We start from the raw sequence: 25,778 nt of genomic DNA on the forward strand, positions 1-25,778 counted from the left end.
AAGTCGAGGCGCCGCGCTGACAATGAGTGGCGCCTCACTTTTTTTAGCCAGCCAATGCGGGATTGATTTTGCGGCAAGCCTCGATCAACCCCTGAACGGACGCCACGGATTTGGCGAACCCGGTCTTCTCGTCGCCTTCGAGCGGTAACTCGATCACTCTCTCGACGCCGCCCGCTCCGATGACTGCCGGAACGCCCACATACGTATCTGAGACGCCGTACTCTCCGTTGAGATAGGCGGCGCAGGGCAGCATACGTTTCTTATCGCGCAGATAGCTTTCCGCCATGGCGATGGCCGACGCTGCGGGCGCATAAAACGCCGAACCGTTGCCGAGCAGCCCGACGATTTCACCACCGCCGCCGCGCGTGCGTTTGATCATGGCGTCGAGGCTTTCCTGAGTAAAGAATCCGAGCTTCACACAATCCGGAAGCGGAACACCGCCGATCGTCGAATATCGGATGAGCGGCACCATGTCGTCGCCATGTCCGCCGAGCGTGATGGCGCGCACATCTTCAATCGAAACACCGGCCGCTTCGGCCAGGAAGCACGAAAAGCGCGCACTATCGAGAACGCCCGCCATGCCGACGACCATGTGCGACGGCAGGCCGGAGAATTTGCGCAATGCCCAAACCATCGCATCCAGCGGGTTTGTAATGCAGACGACGAATGCTTTCGGTGCATGCTCTTTTATCGCGCTACCGACGTCTGCCATCACCTTGAGATTCACGCCCAGAAGATCGTCGCGGCTCATGCCGGGCTTGCGCGGAATACCGGCCGTCACGATGCAGACGTCTGCGCCAGCGATCGCGGCATACTCATCGGTGCCGGCGCCGGAGAGCTTTGCGTCATACCCTTCGACAGACGCCGCCTGCGCGAGATCCAGCGCTTTGCCTTTGGCCACGCCCGGCATGATGTCCGTCAGCACGATGTCGCCGAGTTCTTTCAGGCCAGCGAGCAGCGCCAGCGTGCCGCCAATTTGTCCCGAGCCGATCAATGCGATTTTGGCGCGCGCCATAGCGACTTCCTTTGAAGTTATTATTGTTTCCACCCGACGGGATCGGCGATCCCGCTGCTACTCAAATTGGTCAGCGGCCCAAACGCAAGCCGCAACTTTCGTCCGATAGTGCAATTGCGAAGACGTACTTGATGAAACATGGTCAGCGGCGCCAACGTCCCCCCGAATGACCCGCTAGATAGGCCTCAGACCGCATCTCCATCAGGCGCGATGCCGTGCGCTGAAAGAGGTCTGCGCCATCGCCCTTGGGATAGAGTGCCGCGGGCTTGGCTGCGGCCGAGGCAATCAGGCAGATGCGTCCATCATAGAGAGCGTCCACCAGATTGATGAACCGGCGCGCGATATCGCGACGCTCCGGTGACAGGATCGGGATGTGGTCGATGATGACGGTATGGAATGCGTGCGCGATGGCGAGATAATCGCCGGTGCCGAGAGGGCGATCGCATAAATCTTCGAACGGAAATCGCGCCACGCCCGCTGCGGCGCTCGGGACCACCAAAGTCCGTCCTTTGACCTCCAGCGCGCGCGGCTTGCCGTCTCGTTTGCCCGTCAGCTTAAGCCAATGCGCGTCAAGCTCAGCCCGCGCGGCGTCATCGTCTGGATAGAAGTAGAGCTGCGCGCCAGAGAGCTTATCGAGTCGGAAATCCTTCTCGGACTTGAGCTCGACGACATCGAGATGCGCGGTCAGATGATCGATGAAGGGCAGGAAAAGCTGCCGATTGAGGCCATTCTTATAAAGTTCGGTCGGGTGTGCGTTCGACGTTGCGACAACCGTCGTGCCACCCGCGAAAAGACCATCGAACAAGCGGCCCAGGATCATTGCGTCGGCGATATCCGTCACCTGGAGTTCGTCGAAGCATAACAGTTGCGCGTCTTTCGTAAGGGCGCGTGCGACGTGCGGGATGGGATCGCCCGGCGTTTCCTCACGCGCTGCCGCGATGCGTTCGTGAACGTCCGCCATGAATTCATGAAAGTGGGCGCGGCGCTTCCTTTCGAATTCGGTTTCCTCGAAGAAGAGATCCATCAACATCGACTTGCCGCGGCCGACCGAACCCCAAATGTACAGTCCCTTCGGAGGCGTGGCCCTTCGGCCGAGAAGGCGCGCGAGCGTCGTCTGCGATCGCTGCGCCGTCATCAACTCGACCTGCAGGGCATCGAGACGGCGCGCAAGATCCATTTGGGCTGCGTCAGGCTCTATTTCACGATCAGCGAGGCGCTGCTGATAGACGTCAATGATCGTGCCCATTCGTCCCCACGGGAGATTTCTGCACCTCGGTAATAGCGAGGCCGTGACGAGCGCAACTCATTGGCGCGCTTTGCCCGATTTCGATCGCGCGACCGAATGTCACCAGCGTGCGCGCGGCCGCATAACACCCGTTTCCCGCGCGTTCGGGCTCATTTTCCCGGTCCGTCGTACAAATTTGCATTGCTGCAATGCAGCATAATGTATCGCTTCGCACAAAAAACGCACCATCTCTCGTTTACCAAAGCGACTTCGGCTGTCCGCGGGGGCAGCCGGTTCGACACGAGGATTATTACCATGACCCAAGACGCACAAAACGGCGGCGAGGAAATGGGGTTTGGCTTTATTCGGCGCCTTCTCGCAAGCGAAAGCTATTTGCTGCGCGATCATCTCCTGCGCCTTAACTCCGAAGCACGCCATCGCCGTTTCGGGCATGATGTTTCAGACGCATTCATCAGTGAGCATGCTCGCGGAGCAAGCGATTTCGGAAATGTTACGTTCGGATACTTCGTTGAAGGCGAGATACGCGGCGTTGCAGAATTTCGCCCCGGCTCGTTGATGCAGACGGACAATGCGGAAGTTGCGTTCTCCGTTGAACAGCCGTTCGTCAATCGCGGCATCGCTACGCAACTGATGAGCCGAGTCATCCGAACAGCGCGAAACCGCGGCTTTCGTCATCTCATTCTCGTCTGCTTGCCAGAGAACGCGAAGATGCAGGCGATCGCTCGTCACTATGGCGCCGATCTCAAAGTCGAAGACGGATCGGTCGTTGCCGACATCATTCCACGACGCGCCGACTATGGATCGATGGTGTCGGAAATCATCGACGAACCGCTCACGTATCTGCACTCGGCGTTCGACATGCAAAAGCGTGTTCGGGGAGCGATCGATTTCTAATTGGACGACCTGTTGAGCGATATCGGCAATCGAATTGCGATTCGAATTTTGATTCAAACAGGGCCGGAATCTCATTTCCGAGTCGGCTGAAAGTCCAAGAGGCTGCCAAAAATAAGAAAAGTTGCGACATTCATGCAACAATTCTGGTTAATAAACGCCTTTTTATTCGTTGAATCAAACTTCTCCGTCCACAAATTTCGAGAAGTTGCTCATGTTTAGTTTGTTCGAGCTGATTCGAACCCTAGAGGGAGACTAATCCTATGGCTAAAGCAGCAAAGAAAACCGCATCTAAGACCGCCGCCAAGACGAAGGCTCCGGCAAAAAGAAAGAAACCCGTTGCCAAGAAGGCAGCCGCCAAGAAGACGGTTCGCAAGCCGGCTAAGAAGGCCGCAAAGCGCCGGGCGGCCTAAGTCGGTTCAACGGTTTCCGGGTTCTGGACTGGGCATTCGGGACCGAAAACCGAACCGAACAACGGCAGAGAGGCGCAAAACGCGCCAATCTTATTCAAATGGCCGGCGATTGCGATACGCGTCACCGGCCATATTTTTTTGCCCGCTTCCATCTCGCGCCATCTGGGCGATCATTCCGGCAGATGGGTCACGGCCTCGATATTGTGGCCGTCAGGGTCGAGTACAAAGCCGCCATAGTAGTTCGCGTGGTAGTGCGGCCTGAGGCCAGGGGCGCCGTTATCGCGGCCGCCAGCGGCCAATGCGGCGTCATAAAACTCTTGCACCTGCTCGCGGTCCAGGGCCGCAAACGCGACGTGCAGCCGCCCTGAGAGGACGCTGCCGGTTCCGATCCAGAACTGCGGTCGCTCGCGCCCGAACCCTGCGTAACCGTCGCGCCCGTCTTCCGACAGACTGAACTCCTTCAGGAGCTTGATGCCAAGCGGCGCCAAGGCAGCCTTGTAAAAGGCGAGGGACTTGGCGAAATCGCTGACGGGAAAGCCGACGTGATCAAGGATGTCCATTCGCAACCTATGTTCGAAAACCGACAGCGGCCGTCATCGTACGTCAGACCCGGCGCTCCACCATCAATTTCTTCAATTCCGCAATTGCTTTCGCCGGAGACAGCCCCTTCGGGCAGGCTTTGGCGCAATTCAGGATGGTGTGGCAGCGGTAAAGACGGAATGGGTCTTCGAGGTTATCGAGACGATCGCCGGTTGCTTCGTCGCGACTATCGATCACCCACCGATATGCCTGCAAGAGGATTGCCGGTCCCAGATAGCGATCGGAATTCCACCAGTAGCTCGGGCATGACGTTGAGCAACAGGCGCACAGAATGCACTCGTAGAGGCCATCCAGCTTGCTGCGATCTTCACGCGACTGCTTCCACTCTTTTGGCGGAGTCGGCGTGTCGGTCTTCAACCACGGCTCGATCGATTGATGCTGGGCGTAGAAGTTCGTCATGTCCGGCACGAGGTCTTTGATGACCTCCATGTGCGGGAGCGGATAGATTTTCACGGCGCCGCTGATGTCGTCGATCCCCTTGAGGCAGGCGAGCGTGTTGGTGCCGTCGATATTCATCGCGCATGAGCCGCAGATGCCCTCGCGACATGACCGACGGAACGTCAACGTCGGATCAATCTCATTCTTGATCTTGATGAGAGCGTCGAGAACCATGGGTCCGCATTGCTTGCGGTCCACATGGTAGATGTCGATATGGGGATTTTCGCTATCGTCCGGATTCCAGCGATAGATGCGAAATTCCTTCCAGTCGCCGTCGCGATCCGGCGCGTTCCAGGTTTTTCCTGCGCGAATCTTTGAATTCTTTGGAAGAGTGAGCTGCACCATCTGAGCCGGACGTCCCGTACAAGGTCTATTGTGATCGAAAGAAGCTCCAACGAGGGCTGCTGTCAACGTCGCCTCTTGGCAGGCGCCGCGTGCGGCCTCAGCCGGTCTTCTGATACTTTTTCATTTCGCGCACCAGGGCCACCAGACGCTCGGCGATCTCGGTGCCCGTATCCACGACGACACGCAGCGTGGGACGAGACTGGATGAGGGAATTCAGGCGGTCCTGCTCCTCGCCGAAGCCAAAGAAGATCTCCTCCGGTGCGTCGATATCGCCGTCCTCTATCGCCGTCATGACGTCGAAGGCGTTTGTTGCGGCGAGCACGAGCATCGAGGCGATGTCGTTCATAAGTTGCAGATAGAGCCTCTGCGCATCGGCGCGAATGCGCTGGCCGTGAACACCGAATTTCAGCGGCGCGGCGGCCTGTCCGCCTTCTCCCGCAAAGACGCGAGGATGGCGCTGAAAGCGGCGAAAGATTTCGACGAGACCCATCGCGCAGGTTTCGAGATCGCGGAGCGCCGCGCCGGTTTTTCGTTTCGTGCGGGTGCGCGTTGCGATCTTGCTTTCACCCGCCCAATTGATGGCAGCGATCGACGCGATTGCGCCGAGTGCCGAAAGAGCAGGCAAAACGGCCGCGAACGGATCGGGCGGCATCCGGGTATCTTGATCTTCGTTGTCGGGGTGGGACTTGCTCAACGGATCAAAGCCTCGTTCCGGACGGGCGCGACGGACTCGTCACTCGCCGCGCCGCTTGCCTCGGGCTGCCTGAGGTCCACCAATCAATATACGCGGGCCTTCGGCTCAATGTATTTGACCTCGTTGGTCATCGTGACTGTATGAACGGGGCGCTCGTCGAGCTTCACTGAGCGCGTCTCGTGGTCGACCCAGGCGAGCGTGTGCTTCATCCAATTGACGTCGTCACGCTTCGGGAAATCTTCGCGAGCGTGTGCGCCGCGGCTTTCTTTGCGGTTCTCCGCACCAACGACCGTCACCGCAGCCTGCGCGATCAAGTTGTCGAATTCGAGTGTTTCGACGAGATCCGAATTCCAGATCAGCGAACGGTCGGTGACGGAAATATCCGCTACGTCGCGCCAGACCTCACCGATTTTTTCGATGCCTTCCTTCAGAACCGGGCCGTCGCGGAAGACGGCGCAATAGGTCTGCATTGTCTTCTGCATTCGCAGCCGGAGGGCGGACGTCGGCGTTTTGCCTTTCGCGTAACGCAGCTTGTCGAGACGGGCGAGCGCCGGTTCATGCGCCGTCTTGGAGAGTTCAGGCTGAAAGCCCCCGTTTTCGATCGTTTCGGCACAGCGCAACCCGGCTGCGCGTCCAAACACAACGAGGTCGATCAGCGAGTTTGAGCCGAGGCGGTTCGCGCCATGCACCGACACGCAGGCCGCTTCGCCGATCGCCATCAGTCCTGGCACGACATGGTCGGGATCGGCGCCCTTCTTGGTCAGAACCTCACCGTGATAGTTCGTCGGAATGCCGCCCATGTTGTAGTGAACCGTCGGCAGAACGGGTATCGGCTGGCGACGGAGATCGACACCTGCGAACACCTTTGCGCTTTCGGTGATGCCTGGCAGACGTTCCGCGAGGATTTTCGGATCGAGATGGTCCAGGTGGAGGAAGATGTGATCGCCCTCAGGGCCAACGCCACGGCCTTCGCGGATCTCGATCGTCATCGAGCGCGAAACGACATCGCGTGACGCCAAATCCTTGGCGTGCGGCGCGTAGCGCTCCATGAAGCGCTCACCCTTGGAATTCGTCAGATAGCCGCCTTCGCCGCGAGCGCCTTCAGTGATCAGCACGCCCGCGCCATAAACGCCGGTGGGATGGAACTGCACGAACTCCATATCCTGCAGCGGAAGGCCTGCGCGCAGAACCATCGCGTTGCCGTCGCCCGTGCACGTATGTGCCGACGTGCAAGAGAAGTAGGTGCGTCCGTAACCGCCTGTCGCGAGAATCGTCTTGCTGGCGCGGAAGCGGTGGATCGTGCCGTCATCAAGGTTCAAGGCCAGCAGACCGCGGCAAGCGCCGTCCGAATCCATAATTAGATCGAGCGCGAAGTACTCGACGAAAAACTCTGCCGAATAGCGCAATGACTGGCCATAAAGCGTGTGCAGCATGGCGTGGCCGGTGCGGTCGGCGGCGGCGCATGTGCGCTGCGCCGGAGGGCCTTCGCCGTAATCGGTCGTCATGCCGCCGAACGGGCGCTGATAGATCTTGCCGTCTTCCGTACGGGAGAACGGCACGCCGTAATGCTCCATCTCGTATACGGCGGCGGGCGCGTTGCGGCACAGATATTCGATTGCATCTTGGTCGCCGAGCCAATCCGACCCTTTGACGGTATCGAACATATGCCAACGCCAGTCGTCCGGCCCCATGTTGCCCAGCGCGGCTGCAACGCCACCCTGCGCCGCCACGGTGTGCGAGCGCGTCGGGAAAACTTTCGTCACGCACGCCGTTTTCAGACCTGCTTCGGCGCATCCGAGCGTGGCGCGCAAACCAGCGCCGCCTGCGCCGACAACGACGACGTCATATTGATGATCGACGATCGGGTAGGCGTTGCCCGTGACGGCCGGTGCCGACGTTCCGTTACCCTTGCCATTCGTTCCAGACATGCGGCTTAGGCTCCGAGACTTAGTTTCAAGATTGAGAAGATGCAGGCGAGCGCGATGGCACCGGCGAAGAACGTGTTCAGCATCAGCGCCACGATCTTCAGCCCTTCGCTATGGACGTAATCTTCGATGATCGTTTGCATGCCCATGCGCATATGGACTGTGCCCGACACGACGAGCGCGATCAGAGCAAGATCGACGAAGGGGTTCGCTAAGCGCTGTTTCACAACGGCGTAATCAGCGCCAACGGTCGATGCGATCAGCCAGACGAGAAAGATCACGAGAAAAAGGTTGGCGACGGCGGTGAGGCGCATCTGCCAGAAATGGTCAGCACCTTCCTTGGCGGATCCAAGATAGCGCACGGATTTGAGCGGGGTTCGCATGGACATTGTCAGGCGCCTCCAAATCCGAAGCCGACGACGCCAATCCAGATCAGCGCGGTGAGTGCGAGAGACAGCGCCAAGGAGCCCCAGGACAGTAGATCGATCGTCTTCAGATCGTAGCCTGCGCCGGTATCCCAGATGAAATGCCGAACGCCGCCGACCAGGTGATGCATCAACGCCCAGGTGTATCCCAAGAGAATGAGCTGCACAGGAATGGTCACCAGCCAGCTCGACACGTAAGCGTAGCACTCCGGACCCGTTGCCGCCGCGATCAGCCAAATAGCGAGAATCACCGAGCCGAAGTACAGCGCCGCGCCTGTGATGCGATGAAGAATCGACATCATCATATTGATGAGCGGCGAGTAAACCTGAAGATGCGGTGAGAGCGGACGCTCACGCGCGGTCCTGCCTGGGGTGGCTTGCATCGGATACCTTCTCGATTGGTAGAGAGTGGTTCTAACCCCTCGCAATCGAAGCGGCAATTCACCAAATGCCACATTCTGGGGCGGGCGGCCGCTAGCCCGATCAGGTCAACGCCGCAACCATAGCGCGACCCAGGCTGGTGCCGCTTTCGAACGCATCTTCCGCGGTCGCGCCTCGGCACCAGTCACCGGCCACGCCTGCGTTCTGATCCTTCGCAAAGAGATGCGATTGGCCGAGTGCCGAGGTGGTCAACCCGTCTCGCCAGAGATGAGCGATCATATGCGACGGCCGCAGAGGCGCTAGCGAGAGTGCGTCGCACGCGTCGGCCCATAATTCTTCCGCGGCCGCCTGCGGGTCGAGGTGTCTCGCGCCCTCGTTCCATTGCGCCGATCCGAGGATGACCATCGCGTCGCCGCGCGGGTTGCGACCCGGCTTCGTGTTGTCACGCGTGAGCCAGCGGATGGATTTGGAGACGTTATGCATGACGTCGATCGGCGGCATCACGTGGTTCTGCGTTGCGATCATCAGTGTCCAGCACGGCTCCATGCGCACACTGGCAAGCGCATCCGAAAGGACGGGAACGTGCACGAGGAGACGCGCCGTTTCATTTGCCGGAACGGTTACGGCGACGGCTTGAAACGGCCCCGCCGAACTCTCATCGTCAAACCAAAGATGCCAATCCTTGCCTCTTCGCTCCAATTGTCTGACGCGGCGCCCGGTGGTGATGCGCATACCTTCCGCCAGAGGACGCAGAAGCGAGGCCATGCCCGGTGTTCCGACGATCCATGGGGACGATTCCGGCGCGCCATTACTTTGCGTTTCGCCTTGTTCGACGCGCGGAGACCAGCCCGCAGCGCAGCCGAGACCCGTGAGATCCGTCAACAGCTCGGAGAATTGAGGCGTGCGTGCCGAAACGTACTGAGCGCCGTGATCGAAGGTCAGGCTGTTCACCCGCATCGTCGCGATGCGGCCGCCGATGCTTGCGGTTCGCTCAAAGATCTCGACGGGCAAGCGAGCGTTTTTCAGGGTTTGAGCGCAGGAAAGACCAGCGAGCCCTGCACCAATGATTGCTGTCTTGCCTGCCACGAAATCCGATCCGAGTCCTATGGGATATCAAATTACGGAAATCAAAGTTTTGAGGTAATTGAACTAAGGTGCTGAACGATGCGCAATTAAGGCCGCATACGGATTATTGCGACGCCTGTAGCAGAAACATCGAGTGCCGTCAGTCTTTTTTCAAAATTCCGCAGGCGACGCGCGGTTCTGCACCGCCTTCCGGGTCGGTGCGATAGTCATCCGGATTCGCAAACACGACGATTGCCGCGCCATCGGAGTCGATCAGCGCGTCTTCGGCGTCCGTTCTCAGATGAATGAACGGCGATAACATTTCCGCCGTTGCCGTGCCGTCGGCCGCAGCGTGCACATTTGGAAGATCACCCGCCATCGGGCCTTCCTCATTCATGAATCCGTGCCCGGCGCCGAGAGGATTAAAAATCTCGCCAGCTGAGGAAAAATCTCCTTCGCACTTGCCGACGGAATGCACGTGAAAGCCGTGCGGTCCGGGCTTCAAGCCCTTCAGTTCGACCTTTAGCAGTACCCCGGCGGACGTTTCCATGAACTTGACTGTGCCCGCGTCGGCGCCGTCGACGAGCTTCAGCGTGGCGCTCGCGGTGTTACTCTCGGCCGAAGCCCTTAGAGGGGCGAGTGCGAAGCAGGCCGTTGCCGCGATCAGCAGCGCGGCTTGAACGTGGCTCACTGTCATGGGATCCCTCCGATGTCCGGCCTTGGTCGAGGTTGCGACCGCCTCAACGCGGCAGGATGAGCCACGTATCCAGATCGAGCACAACACCTTCAGCATACTCGCCGCCTTCCGTTTTCAACGGGAAGGCAGAACAATCCTGATTCTTGACGCCAACGAGACGGACGCGCAGCGCGCCAATGTCCCGGCGTTCCGGGATCTCGGCTTTCTCGAGAACTTCGGACCACGCGTAGATCGTATCGCCAGCAAAGGTTGGGGCGACGTGGCGGCCGCCGTTGATGGCCGCCAGATGGAAGGCATTGCCAAGGCCGTTGTACGACAGAGCGCGCACGAGCGAGATGACGACGCCGCCATAAACAATGCGCTTACCGAAGCGGCCCTTGGATTCGGTGTGCTGGTTGAAATGTACCTTCGCGGTATTCTGATAGAGGCGCGTCGCCGTCTGGTGCTCGGCTTCTTCCAGCGTCATGCCATCGACGTGATCGATTTTTTCGCCCACATCGTAATCACCCCAACGATGAGGAGAACCGGCAAGGGCCAGGTCGTATTTTGCAACGTCGAGCGCGGGCACGCCCAGCGCCAGATCTTTCGGATCAACGCGCTCTGGCAGCTTCGGCACGATTGCTTCGGGCGCCGGTGATCCCTTCGAGCGCTTCCTGACCATGACCCAGCGGCAATACTGCAGAACGATCTGACCGTCCTGATCGCGTCCGGTTGAGCGCACGTAAACGGTGCCCGTTTCGCCGTTTGAGTTTTCCTTGAGGCCGATGACTTCCGAAACCGACGTCAGCGTATCGCCGGGATAGACGGGGCGCAAAAATTTGCAGTCCGCGTATCCGAGGTTGGCGATAGCGTTGAGCGAGATGTCCGGCGTCGTTTTCCCGAAGACGACGTGAAAGGTCAGCAGGTCGTCAAGCGGCGAACGCGGATAGCCGATCGCCTTGGCGAACGTGTCGGCGGACTGAACGGCGAAGCGCGAGCCATAGAGCGCGGTATAGAGTGCCGCGTCGCCGACGGTGACTGTGCGCGGCGTCGCGTGGTTGATGATCTGGCCAAAGGAAAAGTCTTCGAAGAAATTGCCTGCGTTGGTTTTCGTGCCCGACATCGCCCTGCCTTCGCTATCGCTATTCGTTTCGGCCCTTTTTCGGGATGTGCGACGGCAATCGCAACCCTTTTCGGGCCAACTGGACGCGCTCTAGGGCCGCAGAAGCCGGTAACGATGTTTGCCAGGTCAGAACCAGGGCTCTTCGACCCTGGAGCGAGCGGCAATGGAGTCGGCAATCGCCGCGACGCGCTTCGCCATGACCAAATGCAAGCGCTCGACCATTCGACCTTCGACGGTGATCACCCCTTTACGAGCATTTTCCGGCTCCTCGAACGCGCGGATGATCTTCTTCGCCCAATCGATCTCTTCGTCGGTTGGGGAGAATACCTCGTTGCAGGGAATGACTTGTGACGGGTGGATCAGCGTCTTGCCGTCCATGCCAAGGGTGCGTCCGTGCTCGCATTCGGCGCGGAACCCCGAGTCGTCGCGGAAATCGTTGTAGACACCGTCAATCACATCCAGGCCATATGCGCGAGCGGCGACCAGTGTCATGGCCAGCCATGGCACAACGGCGAAGCGCCGGTTGCTGGAGCGCGCGCGGCTTTCCTTCAGCAGATCGTTGGTGCCGAGGACGAAGCAGGCGAGGCGGTTGTCCTGGTCAGGAGCGCAGGCCGCGATCTCACGCGCATTGATAATGCCCATCGGCGTTTCGATCATGGCCCAGAGGCGCGTGCGCGGATTTCCGTCCGCCGCCTTCACGACTTTGGCCGTTCCAAGAATATCGCCGGGCTGAGAGACCTTCGGGATGAGGATCGCGTCTGGCGCGACCGCAATCGCGGCATGGAGATCGACCATGCCCCACGGCGTCTCGAGCGGATTGACCCGGATTACGACCTCGCGCGTGCCGAATCCGCCCTCGCGGACAATGGCTGCCGCCTGCTTTCGGGCGAGTTCCTTGTTCGCCGGGGCGACCGAGTCTTCAAGATCGATGATGATCGAATCGGTCGGCAGCGTTTTCGCTTTTTCGAGCGCGTGCTCCTTGTCTCCCGGCACGTAAAGGACACTTCGGCGGGGTTTCATCGGAAGCGTCATCGGTCTCACTCCGGCTAATCTTGCTGCGACGCAACATAGCGGAATCGCGCCGACTGCGAAATATCAACTTCGGCCGCGCGGCTTTGTGCGCAGGCGGCGCGTGCTAAGAGTTTAAACACGGGCAGTCCATAAGTTGCCGGCACCATTTGAAGACTGCAGAGGGCCATGACCCGAATTCTCGTCATCTCATCTTACGTTGCATTCGACCCCATCGGGCTCGCGCCAGCAGTCGCGCCAATGCAGCGTGCTGGGTTCGACGTCGTGCAACTGCCGACGATCGTTCTGTCCAACCACCCGGCGCGCGAACATGTCGGCGGAACGCGGATTACGCCAACAATTCTCGGCGAAATGACCGATGCGATCGAAGCGAACCGCTGGCTCGGCACGTTCGACGCGATCTATTCGGGCTATCTGCCATCGCTTGCGCACGTTCAGTGGGTTCGCGATCTCGTCACGCATCTGAGAGCGCTCAATCCGGCCATCACATATATCTGCGACCCGATTATCGGCGACGATCCGGAAGGCGTTTACATCGATGACGCTGCAGCGGAGGCTGTCCGCGACGCGCTCGTTCCGATGGCCGATATTTTGACGCCCAACAGGTTTGAACTCGGTTGGCTGACGGGGCAAAACATTCTGTCGGTGCAAGATGCAATGCGCGCGGCCGCGACGCTCGGGCGCCCTACAATGGCCGCGACGTCGATACCGGTTGGTGTCGCCAAACTGGCCAACATCCTGCTGTCCGACGGCCGCGTGATTATGCGGGAGGTGACGAAACTCCCTGACGTGCCGCATGGAACGGGCGATCTCTTCGCCGGGCTTCTTATTTCGGATTTGCTGCAAGGACGCTCGGCAGAGGCTGCTCTGACTCATGCCGTCGCCAGTGTGGAAGCTGTTTTAACCGCAAGCCGCGGCCAGGACAGGCTGCTTCTGTCTGCGCTTCCTTAAGACCTTCCTGCGCCGCTTCCTTGCGTTGGACTTCTCACGCTGGTTAAATCGGCCGATCGGCTTCACCGAGATCATCCCATGAAACCAGAGACACACGCGACAGGCATCAGCCGCGAGGCTTTGGCCGGATTGGTGCTGCTGATTTCCGCCGTGCTTGCGCTGATCGTCGCCAATTCATCGCTGGGGGAAGGCTATACGCGGCTGTTCGATACGCGCGTGTCGATCGGGATTGCGCCGCTGGTTCTGTCGAAGTCGTTGCTGCATTGGATCAACGACGGCCTGATGGTGATTTTCTTTTTCGTCGTCGGTCTTGAGATCAAACGCGAACTTCTCGCTGGCGCGCTGGCGAAGCGAAAAACTGCGATGCTTCCGGTTATTGCAGCGGTCGGTGGCATGGCGATGCCCGCGCTCATTTATACCGCGTTCAATTGGAGCAATCCCATTGCGCTCAAGGGATGGGCAATACCGGCGGCGACCGATATTGCATTTGCCGTTGGCGTAATGGCGGCGCTTGGATCGCGCGTGCCGATTGCGCTGAAAGTATTCCTGCTGGCACTCGCAATCATCGACGATCTCGGCGCAATTCTCATCATCGCGTTCTTTTACGCGAGCGATCTTTCGCTTTCCGCGCTGGCACTCGCGGCGGCCGGCGGTGCGGCGCTGTTTCTGCTGAACGCGTCAAACGTGATGCGCGTGTGGCCTTATCTTCTGGTCGGCTTTTTCGTTTGGCTGGCCGTATTGAATTCCGGCGTTCACGCAACGATCGCCGGTGTGGTTACTGCGCTTGCCGTACCGCTCAAGGGGCAACGTGGCAGCACGAGCGGCCCGCTTGAAACGCTCGAACATTGGCTCAGCCCGTGGGTCACCTTTCTCATTCTTCCGATATTCGCTTTTGCAAATGCCGGCGTTTCATTCGCCGGAATGTCTGCTGCAAATCTTCTATCGCCAATACCGCTCGGTATTGCGCTTGGACTTATCATTGGAAAGCCATTGGGTATCTATGGTTTTTCCCGCTTGGCAATTGCCAGTGGGGCGTGTGAAAAGCCCGCTGGCGCAACGGACATGCAGCTATTCGGCGCGGCAATTCTCGGCGGTATCGGCTTCACTATGAGCTTATTCATCGGCATGTTGGCGTTCCCTGATCCGTATACCAGCGCCGATGTACGATTGGGCGTTCTAGCCGGTTCGCTCGTTTCCGCGACCGCCGGCTACCTCGTTTTATCCCGACGTCCTACTGCATGAACGATAACGGGCCCGACGCGCGCGGGCTCCCTTAGGAGGCACATATTTAATGGGTAGTTTTCCGGAAAATCTTACAGACCGTTACCGCCGCTTCAAGAACCGTCATTTCGTGCCTAACGCGGCGCACTATGAAGAACTTGCGACGCTTGGCCAGAACCCCGACACGATGGTCATTGCGTGTTCCGACAGCCGCGTCGATCCGGAAACCATTTTCAGCGCGTTGCCCGGCGAACTGTTCGTTCTGCGGAATGTCGCCGCGCTCGTGCCGCCTTACGAAACCGGCGGTAAATTTCACGGCGTCAGCTCGGCCATCGAATTTGCGGTTCTCAATTTGCGGATCCGCCACCTGATCGTTCTTGGACATTCGGGATGCGGCGGCATCAAAGCGGCACTCGATCAGAGCGCGGCAATCCAAACGGAAGCGCATTTCATTTCGCGCTGGATGTCGATGCTCGATGAAGCACGCATTGCCGTCGTCAACAAATATCCCGATGGACCGAATGCTGCCCGGCAGACGGCGCTGGAACAGGAAGGTGTCAAGCAGACCATCACCAACCTGCGGACGTTTCCATTCGTCAGCCAGCAGGAAGAGAGCGGGCGGCTTTCGCTGCACGGCGCCGTTTTCGATATCAAAACGGGTTCGCTCAATGTGCTGAACGATTCGCGCGGCGAGTTTTTTGCGCTCGCCTAACACGACGCCGTCGCGGCGCTTCAGCCTTGGGGGAGCGCCGCGGATGCTCTGGCTTTTTCGATAGCCGGAAGCAATTTCATCTTCAGGGATTGTTCTGAAATCGGGCCGACGTGTTTGTAGACGATTTCGCCTCGGCCGTTCACGACAAACGTTTCGGGCGTTCCATAGACGCCCCAGTCGATCGCGGTGCGGCCCTGTAAATCGGTGCCGACAGCCGTGTAGGGGTTGCCATACCGACCGATGAAACGGCGCGCCGCGGACGCCCGGTCTTTGTAATTGACGCCAAACACGTCGACGTCTGCGGTCTCTTTCAGACGCTCGAGCAGCGGGTGCTCTTCAACGCAGGGACCACACCAGGACGCCCAATAGTTCACGACCGACACCTTGCCCTTGGCGAGGTCGGCGCTGGTGAAACCCTGATCCGGCTTGCCGTTCGTTTCCAAGCCTTCGAGTGGCGGGAATTTGCTTTCGGGGACCTGCTTGCCCACCATTGTCGACGGCAATAGCGATGGGTCGCCCGACCGTAGCGCGAGTGCAAAGAAGCCCGCGACGAGCGCGAAAATCAGAACCGGCACCAGACGCACGAGGGAGGATCGGCCTTCACTCACGATGTTACTCCGGCGTGCCGACTTGGCGGCGACGAATGCCACGCTGCTGAAGTTCCGCAAGCCCGCGAGCTTGCTTTCGTCCGTCCATCACCAGCCAGACGATCAGTCCGGCAACCGTGATCGCTACGGCGAGATAGGAGAGGATGATAAAGGCGGCGTGCTGTCCAAGATCCATGGCTTATTCCGAAACCCCTTGCGTCGCCAAACGGTCGCGTCCGGCCACGGCCTGGGCCTGAAGCGATTTGAGCCTGCGGCGCATGATTTCGTTGCGCATCGCTTTGAGGTGCATGGCGAAGAACATCAGCGTGAACCCCAGCGCCATGATAAGAAGCGGCAGACGCATGCTCGGATCGACGCTCGAGGTGAAGCCCGTCGATGGCTGATGCAGCGTATTCCACCAATCGACCGAGAACTTGATGATCGGCAGAAGCGTGACGCCGACGAGCGCGAGAACAGCCGCCAACTTCGCGGCCGACGACTCGTCTTCGATCGACGAGCGGAGTGCGATCAGGCCGATGTAAAGGAAGAACAAGATGAGGACCGACGTCAAACGCGCGTCCCACACCCAATACGTTCCCCACATCGGTTTGCCCCAAAGGGAGCCGGTCAGAAGTGCGAGGAACGTGAATGCAGCGCCAAGTGGCGCGGCGGCTTTGGCCGATACGTCTGCGAGCGGATGGCGGAAAACCAATAGCCCAAAGCTCGACATCGCAATCAGGCTGTAGATCATCATTGCCAGCCAAGCGCATGGCACATGGATGTACATGATGCGTACGGTTTCGCCCTGCTGATAGTCAGCGGGAGATGCGAAGAACGCGAGATACAATCCATAGACGAGCAAAGCCGCGGCGGTTGCCGAGATAAACGGCAACAGGCGAGCGGAAAGCTCCATGAAACGGGTCGGGTTCGCGAGGCGCTGCGTGACGGTCTGCATTTTCTCGATTTAAGCTGTTCTAATGTAAGACGCAACGAACGCGAACATTACGGTTCATTGAAGTTGCACGCGCAGCGCTGCCGCAGATGCGACGGGACCGAGAACAACCGCAATCAGAGATACGGCGGCCAAGATCAGCAGCGACGGGGAAGCGCCAGCCGGGCTGGCGATGGCGGCGATTGCCGTAATGCCAAAAATGAGCGTTGGCACGTAAAGCGGAAGAACCACGAGAGCAAGCAACAGCCCGCCGCGGCGCGCTTTGACCGTTAACGCTGCACCGATCGCACCAAGAAAACTGACGGCTGGCGTGCCGATGAGCGTTGTTGCCATCAGCACAGGATAAGCGCTCAGGTCGAGATTGAGAAGAATCCCGAGCAACGGCGCACACACTGCGAGCGGCACGCCCGTCGTCAGCCAGTGGGCGAGAGACTTCGCCGCCGCAACGAGTTCAAGCGGCAGTCGCCCGGTGGCGAGCACGTCGAGTGTGCCATCGTCGTAGTCGGCTTCGAAGATCCTGTTGAGCGAAAGAAGCGCTGCGAGAAGCAGAGCGATCCACAAGACACCCGGCGCAATTCGCGACAATAGATTGAGGTCTGGCCCGAGCCCGAGCGGCATCAGCGAGACGACAATCACGAAGAAACCCAGCGCCGTGCCGATCGCACCACCTTCACGCACGGCAAGACGAAGATCGCGGCGAACGAGAACCCAGAAACTCTTCACGCCGTCATCTTTCCGGATGCGATGCGCAGGGTGCGGGCGCGTTCGAGGCCGAGCGGAAGATGTGTTGCGATGACAGCCAATCCGCCAGCCAGTGTGTGCTCGTTGACGGCAGCGGCGAAGCGTTCGGCAGAGGCCGAGTCGAGCGAAACAGTCGGCTCGTCGAGAAGCCAGAGCGGGCGATGTGCAGCGAGAAGCCGCGCGAGACCAAGGCGGCGTTTCTGCCCGGCGGAGAGAATGGCCGCAGGAAATTCAACCAGATCTTCGAGGCCGAAATGCTGGAGCGCCTTTGAAACGCGTTCCGGCCGCGGTGCTGGGCCCGTCAGATACTCTGACCAGAAGGTTGTATTCTCGCCAACTGTCATGCTCGATTTCACCGCGTTCGCATGACCGACGACGTGGGCCTGTTCGCTCAGCGTTAACTCCGGATCGCCGCCTTGAAGACGGATCGATCCAGCCAATGGCCGCAGAAAGCCTGCGAGCGTGCGCAGCAGCGTCGTCTTTCCCGCTCCGTTCGGACCAGCAAGAACGACGGCTTCTCCGGAGCCGACAGCAAACGACATGCCGTCGATCACCCGGCGGCCACCGCGTTCCACAACCAAGTCTTCGGCTTCCAGTCGCACCCAGCCCTCAAACCTTTCTGCGGTCAGACGTCGCGGAAGACTGCCCGCGCCAAATCGCCAAATCGTGAAGGGTTCCACTTTTGAATGAGATTATATAAAAGAGAGCTACTATCCTTCGCTAGCGCAAAAGCGAGGGTCGTGTGACTGCCATTCGGGCCGACACATGATGTCCTCGATTCCGTCGGCGCTCCGGCGGCGCAGCCCTTCGTTTTATGCTTCGGAGGCCTGACCCATGAGCGCACTCACACCTAATTCCGACGACAGCTTCAGTTGCCGCAAGACTCTCACAGTCGATGGCAAGGAATACGTTTACTATTCGCTGCCCGATGCTGAGGCCAACGGCCTCAAGGGCATTTCCCAGCTTCCCTATTCGATGAAGGTTCTTCTTGAGAACCTGCTTCGCCATGAAGACGGACGCACCGTCACCAAGGCGGACATCGTCGCCATTTCCGAGTGGCTGGAGAACAAAGGCAAGGCCGGAAAAGAAATCGGCTTCCGGCCCGCGCGCGTTCTTATGCAAGACTTCACCGGCGTTCCGGCGGTTGTCGATCTCGCCGCGATGCGCGACGGCATGACGAAGCTCGGCGGCGATCCGGCGAAAATCAATCCGCTCGTTCCCGTCGATCTGGTTATCGATCACTCCGTCATCGTCGATGAGTTCGGCACACCCCGAGCGCTCTCCGATAACGTCACGCTCGAATACGAGCGCAATGGTGAGCGATATAATTTTCTGAAGTGGGGCCAGGGCGCGTTTCAAAACTTCCGCGTCGTGCCGCCCGGCACCGGCATCTGCCATCAGGTCAATCTCGAATATCTGTCGCAGACCGTCTGGACCAATCAGCTTGCTGACGGTTCCACCGTTGCATTCCCGGATACGCTCGTTGGCACGGATAGCCATACAACAATGGTCAATGGCCTCGCTGTGCTTGGCTGGGGTGTCGGCGGTATCGAGGCGGAAGCTGCGATGTTGGGCCAACCGCAGTCGATGCTCATTCCGGAAGTCATTGGCTTCCGCCTGACGGGCCGCCTGAAAGAGGGCGTGACCGCGACCGACCTCGTCCTGACCGTTACGCAGATGCTGCGCAAGAAGGGCGTCGTGAACAAGTTCGTAGAATTCTACGGACCAGGTCTCGACAGCATGACGCTGGCGGACCGCGCGACGATCGGAAACATGGCGCCAGAGTACGGCGCGACATGCGGATTCTTCCCGGTCGACAAAGAGACGATCAACTATCTCACGATGTCGGGCCGCGAGTCGCACCGCATCGCGCTGGTTGAAGCCTATTGCAAGGCGCAGGGCCTCTTCCGCGACTCGAAATCCGCGGAACCTGTCTTCACCGATACGCTGTCGCTCGATCTCGCGGACGTCGTTCCGTCGATGGCGGGACCGAAGCGGCCGGAAGGGCGGCTGGCGCTGGCAGATATCGGCACCGGATTTAAGACCGCGCTCGAAACCGAATACCGTAAACCGGGCGAATTGGATAAGCGCGTTCCCGTTGAAGGGAAGCCGTTCCAACTCGGGCACGGCGACGTCGTCATCGCCGCCATTACGAGCTGCACCAATACGTCGAATCCGAGCGTGCTGATCGCGGCCGGTCTTTTGGCGCGCAACGCGGTCAAGCTCGGCTTGGCGCGCAAGCCGTGGGTCAAGACTTCTCTGGCACCGGGATCGCAGGTCGTGGCGGCATATCTTGAGAAGTCGGGTCTGCAAACGTACCTCGACCAGCTTGGGTTCAATCTCGTCGGATTCGGCTGCACAACGTGCATCGGAAATTCAGGCCCGCTAGCGCCCGAGATTTCGAAGTCGATCAACGACAATGGTCTCGTCGCCGCTGCGGTTCTTTCGGGCAACCGCAACTTCGAAGGCCGCGTAAGCCCCGACGTGCAGGCGAACTATCTCGCTTCGCCGCCGCTCGTCGTGGCGCATGCGCTCGCTGGAACCGTTGCCAAGGATCTGACCAAGGAGCCACTTGGCAAAGGTTCGGATGGCCGCGACGTCTATCTCAAGGACATCTGGCCGTCTGCGCAGGAGATTCAGCAGTTCATCGCCGAGAACGTTACGCGCGAGATGTTCAAGTCTCGATATGCAGACGTGTTCAAGGGCGACGAAAACTGGCAGGCCATCGCGATCGGCGGCGGGCTGACATACGGCTGGGACGGCGAGTCCACCTATGTGCAGAATCCACCGTACTTCCGCACGCTCGCGCGCGAAGCCAAAACCGTGACCGACATCGCCGATGCGCGTATTCTTGGCCTCTTCGGCGATAAGATCACGACGGACCACATCTCGCCTGCTGGCTCGATCAAGGCTTCGAGCCCGGCCGGAAAGTATCTCATCGACCACGGCGTGCAGCCGATTGATTTCAATCAGTACGGCACGCGGCGCGGAAACCATGAGGTGATGATGCGCGGCACGTTCGCGAACATTCGCATTAAGAACCACATGGTTCGTGACGCGAACGGCAACGTGAAAGAAGGCGGTCTGACGATTCATTATCCGTCGGGCCAGGAAATGCCGATCTATGACGCCGCGATGCTCTACGCGAAAGAAAATGTGCCGCTCGTCGTGTTTGCCGGTGTCGAATATGGCAACGGCTCATCGCGAGACTGGGCAGCCAAAGGCACGAACCTTCTCGGGGTGCGCGCCGTCATTGCGCAGTCGTTCGAACGCATTCATCGCTCGAATCTGGTCGGCATGGGCGTCGTTCCGTTTACCTTTACCAACGATGCCTCGTGGGAATCGCTTGGCCTCAAGGGAGACGAGCGCGTTTCCATTGCTGGACTGGAGCGCGTGAAGCCCCGCGCGGTGCTCGACCTCAACGTCGTGCGCGCGGACGGCTCCTCGTTCACCGTTCCCATTCTGTGCCGCATCGATACCCTGGACGAGCTCGAATATTTCCGGAACGGCGGTATTTTGCAGTACGTGCTGCGAAATCTGGCGGCTTAGGCATTCGCCCTCTACCGGTTGTGACGTCTCACAGGCCATCGCCATTCACCAATGGCGGTGGCCTTTATGTTTCCGCTCACCCCTTCGTGAGCCGCCTTTCCCGTCTTTCACTTTTTCATTGCGCGCCGGACGGATAAAGTAACATCAACACTCGCGTCACCGGATCCGATCAGGCTTCCTGCAATGCGTTCGCGCCACCGATTTCTGGAACTTCTTGCCGCTGCCGCTCTGGCAATGCTTGCGCTGGCTTTGCCTGCTGCCGCCGACGAGAATGAAGTCCATACGCCGGAGCCTCCGGTGCAGCTTCGCGGCGTGATCGAACTTTTCACGAGCCAAGGGTGCGCCGCCTGTCCCCCGGCTGACGCGGTGCTTAAAGCGCTCGCAACCGACCCCTCGCTGATCGCCCTCTCCCTTCCGGTCGACTACTGGAACTATCTGGGCTGGAAGGACACGTTCGGCTCACCGCGCAACAGCGAGCGGCAGCGCAATTATGCGCGCGCGCGGGGCGACGGCTCGATCTTTACACCGCAAGCGGTGGTCAATGGCGTAATGCCGGTGAACGGCAGTTCGCGTCCGTCAATCGAGCAAGCTCTGGCGATGACGTCGGACAAGGCGGGACCGCAACACATTCCGGTGCTGTTCCGTCAGCAGAGTAACACGCTCAATTTTTCGCTCGGCGGAGAAGAGCCCGGACATTCCCGGCGCGAGGCAACGATCTGGCTCGGCGTCGTTCAGTCGACCGGAGACGTCGAAATCAAGGAAGGGGAGAACGAGGGTAAGAAACTCACCTATACGAACATCGTGCGCGAACTCACGCCCATCGGCATTTGGAAAGGCCAGCCGATGGAGATCCAACTGCCCCGCGCAGCGCTGATGCAGGCGGAGGTTCAGAAGATCGTTGTGCTGCTGCAGGAAGGGCGCAGCGGCGCGATCATCGGCGGTATGCTAGCCGGACTCTGGTAGCCGTCGCCCGTTTCCCCGGCGCAATCAAGCCGCGCGATTCAAGCCGCGAGGCCACGTTTTTCAAGCAAGCGATCGATCTTTGGCGGACGGCCGCGGAACGCAACGTACGCCGCGTGCGGGTCTCGACGGTTGCCTGCGGAATAGATGTATTCGTAAAGCTTCTTGGCCGTCGAACGGTGGAACACGTCGCCCGCCTCTTCGAAGGCTGCGAACGCGTCCGCATCCATAACTTCAGACCAAAGATAGCTGTAATAGCCCGCCGCATAGCCGGACATGATGTGCATGAAATGCGGAAGGCGGTGCCGCATAACGATTTCATCGGGCATGCCGATGCCGTTCAGCGTCTCGCGTTCAAAGCGCTCGATGTCGCCGATCTCGGTGCCTTCGGCCGAATAGAGCGCCATGTCGACAAGCGCGGACGAGGTGTATTCGACCGTTGCAAATCCCTGATTGAAATTACGCGCGGCGAACAGCCGGTCACGCAAGTCTTTCGGCATCGGTTCGCCCGTCTTGTAGTGAAGCGCGTACTTTTCGAGCACTTCCGGCGTTGATAGCCAATGCTCGTAGAGCTGCGATGGAAGCTCTACGAAATCGCGGGACACGGCCGTGCCCGAGATCGACGGATACGTGACGTCCGAGAGCAGGCCGTGCAGCGCATGACCGAACTCGTGAAACAGCGTGCGCGCATCGTCGAAGGACAACAATGCGGGTTCGCCGTCGCCCCCTTTGGTGAAGTTCATCACGTTGACGATGACCGGCTTCTGGCCTTTCGCAAGCTTATGCTGCGCGCGGAAATCGGACATCCATGCGCCCGAGCGCTTTTCCGGCCGGGCGAAATAATCGCCCATGAAGATGCCGATGTGCTCGCCGTTTCGGTCTTGAACCTCCCAGGCGCGCACTTCAGGATGGTAACGCGGAAGATCGGGTCGAGGCTTGAACTGCAAGCCGAACAAGCGCGTCGCGCATCCAAACGCAGCGGCAATCATGTTGTCGAGGGCGAGGTATGGCTTTAAGCGCCCTTCGTCGAAATCATATTTCGCGGCGCGGACCTTTTCCGAATAATAGCGCCAGTCCGACGGCATGATCGGTGCGTTATCGCCGGAATCGCGGGCCTGCGTCTCAAGCGCGGCGCGCTCATCTTTGGCCCGTGCGACGGCCTTTTCCCAAACTGCCTGCAACAGCTCAGCGGCTGTTCCGGGCGTTTTCGCCATCGTGTCCTGTAGGGAAAAATCTGCGTAGGTTTTGAAGCCCATCAGACGCGCATATTCGCCCCGAAGCGCCACGGCTTCCGAGACGATCCGTCTGTTATCGGTATCGCCATCGTGCGCACCGCGGGAAATCCAGGCGGTAAATGCTTTTTCACGCAGATCGCGCCGCGCAGAGAACGTCAGGAAACCTTCAACGCTTGACCGCGCCAAAGTGATGATTGCTTTTCCCGGTAGCCCCGCATCCGTGGCGGCGCGTTCCGCACTTTCGCGCAAGGCGGGCGGCAGGCCGGCGCGATCATTCTCGGATTCGAGAACAAGCTGCCAGGTTTGTTCGTCCTTGAGAACGTTCTGCATGAACTGCGTTACGAGCGTCGCGAGGCGGGCGTTGATTTCTTTGACCCGTGATTTGTCTGCCGGAGACAGCTTGGCGCCTGCTCGCTCGAATTCGAGATGATGACGTTCTAGAACGCGGCGTTCTTCGTCGTTGAGCTTGAGCGCATCACGCTCAGCGTAGAGATCATCGACGCGTTTGAATAAGCGCTTGTCGAGCCGGATGCGCGTCTCATGCGCTGCGAAGCGGGGGGCCATATCCCGCGCGACTTCTTGCAATTCAGGTGAAGAGTTCGCCGCTTCCAAATTCCAGAAAGCGGAGGCGATGCGCGACAACTGCGTGCCGCTTTTTTCGAGCGCGACGATGGTGTTTGCGAATGTCGGCTTGGCCTTGTTGGCCGCAATTTTCTCGATCTCTGCCTTGTGTTCGCGAAAGGCCGCCTCTAGCGCGGGCTTGAAATGGCGGACTTCGATTTTCTCGAATGGGGGAAGTGCGAATTCACCATTCCACTTCGCCAGCAAGGGGTTAGAGCGGGATTTCCGTGGCGCCGTGTTTGCGGTCTTACCTTTTTTCGTCATGTAACGCTCGATCTCCGAGTGCGTCCGATGTGTTACATTATATAGGCACATGGAGCCGATCGGGTAGGCTATTTGGCAAAGCGGATGCGCAAAAAAAGAAGGACCGGAAATTCCGGTCCTTCGAGGCTTAATCGTAGTTAGGTTTCGGACCGGCTCGAGTGGGGACTCTCGAGACGGGAGGGCATCGGGGAGAGTTGCCCAGGGACCCAACCCCGAAACTGGCCCCGGGGGGCTGGGGGGCTGAGTGTCCAGAGCCGACATTGAAGAAGGGTCCCGGGCAACGGTTATCTCTATCGCGATTTAATGCGGCCGTTTGTGGCCGCGGATCGGTCGCCAATTTGACGGGCGCGGGGTATTTCCGTGCCGTTGATTCACGTGAAAGCACACGACGGCTGCGCAAGAGTCTGAGACGCCTCTTGCTTTCGCCCGGCATTGGCGCAATCCTTCGTACATCAGCGATGGATGACGCGATTGAGCGAAACATCTGAACCGATACTTTTTCGCCCGCGGCGTGCGGGCGAAGTTCCGGCTTCCGAGCCACACGTTGCGGCTGAGCCTGGGCGGCGCACCGCCTTCGACCGCTACGAACTCGCAGCCATTCTTGATCTATATGGGCGCAAGGTTGCCTTGGGTCTGTGGCGCGATTACGCAATCGATCATTTGAAGGATCGCGCTGTGTTCTCGGTCTACCGCAGAGCCAGCGAGTATGCGCTTTACCGCATCGAGAAAGATATGCGGCTGGCGCGGAAGCAAGGCGCCTACAGCGTGATTGCGGCTGGCGGACTTATCATGAAGCGCGGCCACGATCTCAAGCGCGTCCTTAGCGTTCTGGAAGACAAGCCTGGCCTCGTGCAGCGCTGATTTCGCAGCGTTTCCTTAGCAAAACGCGCAAAAACAAAGGGCCCCGTTTCCGAGGCCCTTTGCGAAATGATGAGTGATCAGCGGCTTAATCGTTGCTGTTCATGATGCCCAAGATGTTCAGGATGTGGATGAACAGCGTCACGAACGAACCGTAGAGCATGAAGGCGCCGAAGATCGACGAACGCTTCAGCTGTGCTTCACCGCCGTACTGAGCATTCTCGATGTACATCGACTTGATGGCCTGTGTTTCGAAGGCCGTGATGACAGAGAAGAGCAGAACAACGACGCTGGAGATCAGCAGGCTAACGGTTTTGCTCGTGCCCGGATCGGTGACGAAGAAGAAGCTCACCAGCATGACGATGATCATGCCGATCGACGCCATGGAGAGGAAGCCGCTCCAGCCCGTCATGTCCTTCTTGGTCGTGTAGCCGATGAGGCTCGTCGCCGCGAACGTTGCCGCCGCGATGAAGAATGCCTGACCGACGAGGCCAGCGAGGCCCTGCGATACGAACAGCGAGATCATCGGCGCCATAAGCGCGCCCCAGAGCGCGCAGTAGAGCCAATAGGCACCGTGTGCGACGGCGGCGCTACCCGAGAAGAACAACCGGGGTGCAAACCAGCCGAGGCCAAAAATTGCAGCAAACAAGACCCACTTCATGGGTCCGACGGCAATCGCCTGCATCACTGCGGGGTTTGCCATCAACAACATGACGACGACGGCCGTTCCGGCAACGCCGAGCGCCATATAATTGTAGGTACCCAGCATGAACGAGCGAAGGCCCTGATCGATTGCGCCGGATGTTCTCGCGCCGCCGAGAGGCCCTGTCGGTCGCGTAAAAACTTCAGCCATTGTGGTCT

General features: G+C 59.4%; 27 protein-coding genes. 8 read left to right on the top strand and 19 right to left on the bottom strand.

Annotation, left to right across the window (positions count from 1 at the left end; all coding sequences use genetic code 11):
* Positions 1-43 precede the first annotated feature (43 nt).
* Positions 44-1,015, bottom strand: coding sequence for a malate dehydrogenase (gene mdh, locus DLM45_RS07520; protein WP_181336544.1), 972 nt, complete (start codon positions 1,013-1,015; stop codon positions 44-46).
* 142 nt (positions 1,016-1,157) lie between these two features.
* Positions 1,158-2,261 (bottom strand): cell division protein ZapE, encoded by a 1,104-nt coding sequence (gene zapE / locus DLM45_RS07525; RefSeq protein ID WP_181336545.1) that lies wholly within the window; start codon positions 2,259-2,261, stop codon positions 1,158-1,160.
* A gap of 294 nt (positions 2,262-2,555) precedes the next feature.
* Here zapE and DLM45_RS07530 point away from each other — a divergent pair, with 294 nt between their 5' ends.
* Together DLM45_RS07530 and DLM45_RS07535 are read left to right on the top strand one after the other, a co-directional pair.
* Entirely contained in the window at positions 2,556-3,155 is a 600-nt protein-coding gene (locus tag DLM45_RS07530; protein WP_246317213.1) for a GNAT family N-acetyltransferase, read from the top strand.
* Between the two features lie 260 nt (positions 3,156-3,415).
* Positions 3,416-3,565: a hypothetical protein gene (locus DLM45_RS07535; RefSeq protein ID WP_181336546.1), complete on the top strand. Its 150-nt coding sequence runs from the start codon at positions 3,416-3,418 to the stop codon at positions 3,563-3,565.
* 170 nt (positions 3,566-3,735) lie between these two features.
* Here the strand turns inward: DLM45_RS07535 and DLM45_RS07540 are convergent, their stop codons facing one another.
* The 10 genes from DLM45_RS07540 to DLM45_RS07585 all read right to left on the bottom strand — a co-directional run bounded on the left by DLM45_RS07540 (position 3,736) and on the right by DLM45_RS07585 (position 12,269).
* Positions 3,736-4,119 carry a VOC family protein gene (locus tag DLM45_RS07540; RefSeq protein ID WP_181338227.1) on the bottom strand — a complete coding sequence of 128 codons (384 nt, stop codon included), beginning with the start codon at positions 4,117-4,119 and terminating at the stop codon, positions 3,736-3,738.
* Between the two features lie 49 nt (positions 4,120-4,168).
* Positions 4,169-4,948, bottom strand: coding sequence for a succinate dehydrogenase iron-sulfur subunit (locus tag DLM45_RS07545; RefSeq protein WP_181336547.1), 780 nt, complete (start codon positions 4,946-4,948; stop codon positions 4,169-4,171).
* Between the two features lie 97 nt (positions 4,949-5,045).
* A complete protein-coding gene (locus tag DLM45_RS07550) occupies positions 5,046-5,642 on the bottom strand; it encodes a hypothetical protein (protein ID WP_181336548.1) in 597 nt (198 codons plus the stop codon).
* A gap of 83 nt (positions 5,643-5,725) precedes the next feature.
* Positions 5,726-7,570 (bottom strand): succinate dehydrogenase flavoprotein subunit, encoded by a 1,845-nt coding sequence (gene sdhA, locus DLM45_RS07555; protein WP_181336549.1) that lies wholly within the window; start codon positions 7,568-7,570, stop codon positions 5,726-5,728.
* A gap of 5 nt (positions 7,571-7,575) precedes the next feature.
* A complete protein-coding gene (gene sdhD / locus DLM45_RS07560; protein WP_181336550.1) occupies positions 7,576-7,956 on the bottom strand; it encodes a succinate dehydrogenase, hydrophobic membrane anchor protein in 381 nt (126 codons plus the stop codon).
* A 2-nt stretch (positions 7,957-7,958) separates the two neighbouring features.
* Complete coding sequence (gene sdhC / locus DLM45_RS07565) at positions 7,959-8,375, bottom strand: succinate dehydrogenase, cytochrome b556 subunit (RefSeq protein ID WP_181336551.1); 417 nt, start codon at positions 8,373-8,375, stop codon at positions 7,959-7,961.
* A gap of 100 nt (positions 8,376-8,475) precedes the next feature.
* Positions 8,476-9,459 (bottom strand): FAD-dependent oxidoreductase, encoded by a 984-nt coding sequence (locus tag DLM45_RS07570; protein ID WP_181336552.1) that lies wholly within the window; start codon positions 9,457-9,459, stop codon positions 8,476-8,478.
* Positions 9,460-9,598: 139 nt separating this feature from the next.
* Positions 9,599-10,135 (bottom strand): superoxide dismutase family protein, encoded by a 537-nt coding sequence (locus DLM45_RS07575; protein ID WP_181336553.1) that lies wholly within the window; start codon positions 10,133-10,135, stop codon positions 9,599-9,601.
* A gap of 43 nt (positions 10,136-10,178) precedes the next feature.
* Positions 10,179-11,237, bottom strand: a complete 1,059-nt coding sequence (locus DLM45_RS07580) for a MaoC family dehydratase (RefSeq protein ID WP_181336554.1) — start codon at positions 11,235-11,237, stop codon at positions 10,179-10,181.
* A 126-nt stretch (positions 11,238-11,363) separates the two neighbouring features.
* A complete protein-coding gene (locus tag DLM45_RS07585) occupies positions 11,364-12,269 on the bottom strand; it encodes an HpcH/HpaI aldolase/citrate lyase family protein (protein ID WP_181336555.1) in 906 nt (301 codons plus the stop codon).
* A gap of 165 nt (positions 12,270-12,434) precedes the next feature.
* On the opposite strand from DLM45_RS07585, the gene pdxY reads away from it, so the two are divergent.
* The 3 genes from pdxY to DLM45_RS07600 all read left to right on the top strand — a co-directional run bounded on the left by pdxY (position 12,435) and on the right by DLM45_RS07600 (position 15,150).
* The gene (gene pdxY, locus DLM45_RS07590; protein ID WP_181336556.1) at positions 12,435-13,217 is read left to right on the top strand and encodes a pyridoxal kinase; all 783 of its coding nucleotides are present in this window, start codon (positions 12,435-12,437) and stop codon (positions 13,215-13,217) included.
* Between the two features lie 78 nt (positions 13,218-13,295).
* Positions 13,296-14,459 carry a Na+/H+ antiporter NhaA gene (gene nhaA / locus DLM45_RS07595; protein WP_181336557.1) on the top strand — a complete coding sequence of 388 codons (1,164 nt, stop codon included), beginning with the start codon at positions 13,296-13,298 and terminating at the stop codon, positions 14,457-14,459.
* Between the two features lie 49 nt (positions 14,460-14,508).
* Entirely contained in the window at positions 14,509-15,150 is a 642-nt protein-coding gene (locus DLM45_RS07600; RefSeq protein ID WP_181336558.1) for a carbonic anhydrase, read from the top strand.
* Positions 15,151-15,170: 20 nt separating this feature from the next.
* Here the strand turns inward: DLM45_RS07600 and DLM45_RS07605 are convergent, their stop codons facing one another.
* The 5 genes from DLM45_RS07605 to ccmA are packed head-to-tail and all read right to left on the bottom strand — an operon-like array spanning position 15,171 to position 18,032.
* The gene (locus DLM45_RS07605; RefSeq protein WP_343062255.1) at positions 15,171-15,758 is read right to left on the bottom strand and encodes a DsbE family thiol:disulfide interchange protein; all 588 of its coding nucleotides are present in this window, start codon (positions 15,756-15,758) and stop codon (positions 15,171-15,173) included.
* A 4-nt stretch (positions 15,759-15,762) separates the two neighbouring features.
* Positions 15,763-15,933 carry a heme exporter protein CcmD gene (ccmD, locus tag DLM45_RS07610; protein ID WP_181336559.1) on the bottom strand — a complete coding sequence of 57 codons (171 nt, stop codon included), beginning with the start codon at positions 15,931-15,933 and terminating at the stop codon, positions 15,763-15,765.
* A gap of 3 nt (positions 15,934-15,936) precedes the next feature.
* Positions 15,937-16,692, bottom strand: a complete 756-nt coding sequence (locus DLM45_RS07615; protein ID WP_181336560.1) for a heme ABC transporter permease — start codon at positions 16,690-16,692, stop codon at positions 15,937-15,939.
* 54 nt (positions 16,693-16,746) lie between these two features.
* On the bottom strand, positions 16,747-17,412 hold the full coding sequence (gene ccmB, locus DLM45_RS07620; protein WP_181336561.1) for a heme exporter protein CcmB: 666 nt from the start codon (positions 17,410-17,412) through the stop codon (positions 16,747-16,749).
* Positions 17,409-18,032 carry a heme ABC exporter ATP-binding protein CcmA gene (ccmA, locus tag DLM45_RS07625; protein ID WP_181336562.1) on the bottom strand — a complete coding sequence of 208 codons (624 nt, stop codon included), beginning with the start codon at positions 18,030-18,032 and terminating at the stop codon, positions 17,409-17,411. The genes ccmB and ccmA overlap by 4 nt, the downstream gene beginning before the upstream one ends.
* A 232-nt stretch (positions 18,033-18,264) precedes the next feature.
* Between ccmA and acnA the strand changes: the two genes are divergently transcribed.
* On the top strand, positions 18,265-20,979 hold the full coding sequence (gene acnA, locus DLM45_RS07630; protein ID WP_181336563.1) for an aconitate hydratase AcnA: 2,715 nt from the start codon (positions 18,265-18,267) through the stop codon (positions 20,977-20,979).
* A gap of 183 nt (positions 20,980-21,162) precedes the next feature.
* Positions 21,163-21,942, top strand: a complete 780-nt coding sequence (locus DLM45_RS07635) for a DUF1223 domain-containing protein (protein ID WP_181336564.1) — start codon at positions 21,163-21,165, stop codon at positions 21,940-21,942.
* A 38-nt stretch (positions 21,943-21,980) separates the two neighbouring features.
* Here DLM45_RS07635 and DLM45_RS07640 read toward each other — a convergent pair whose 3' ends face one another.
* Complete coding sequence (locus DLM45_RS07640) at positions 21,981-24,059, bottom strand: M3 family metallopeptidase (protein WP_181336565.1); 2,079 nt, start codon at positions 24,057-24,059, stop codon at positions 21,981-21,983.
* Positions 24,060-24,521: 462 nt separating this feature from the next.
* Here DLM45_RS07640 and DLM45_RS07645 point away from each other — a divergent pair, with 462 nt between their 5' ends.
* The gene (locus tag DLM45_RS07645; protein ID WP_181336566.1) at positions 24,522-24,920 is read left to right on the top strand and encodes a DUF2794 domain-containing protein; all 399 of its coding nucleotides are present in this window, start codon (positions 24,522-24,524) and stop codon (positions 24,918-24,920) included.
* An 85-nt stretch (positions 24,921-25,005) separates the two neighbouring features.
* On the opposite strand, the gene DLM45_RS07650 is transcribed toward DLM45_RS07645, so the two are convergent.
* Positions 25,006-25,770 (bottom strand): Bax inhibitor-1/YccA family protein, encoded by a 765-nt coding sequence (locus DLM45_RS07650; RefSeq protein WP_181336567.1) that lies wholly within the window; start codon positions 25,768-25,770, stop codon positions 25,006-25,008.
* Between the last annotated feature and the right edge of the window lie 8 nt (positions 25,771-25,778).

It is taken from the genome of Hyphomicrobium methylovorum (assembly GCF_013626205.1).
In the GTDB taxonomy this organism is placed as follows: Bacteria; Pseudomonadota; Alphaproteobacteria; order Rhizobiales; family Hyphomicrobiaceae; genus Hyphomicrobium_B; species Hyphomicrobium_B methylovorum.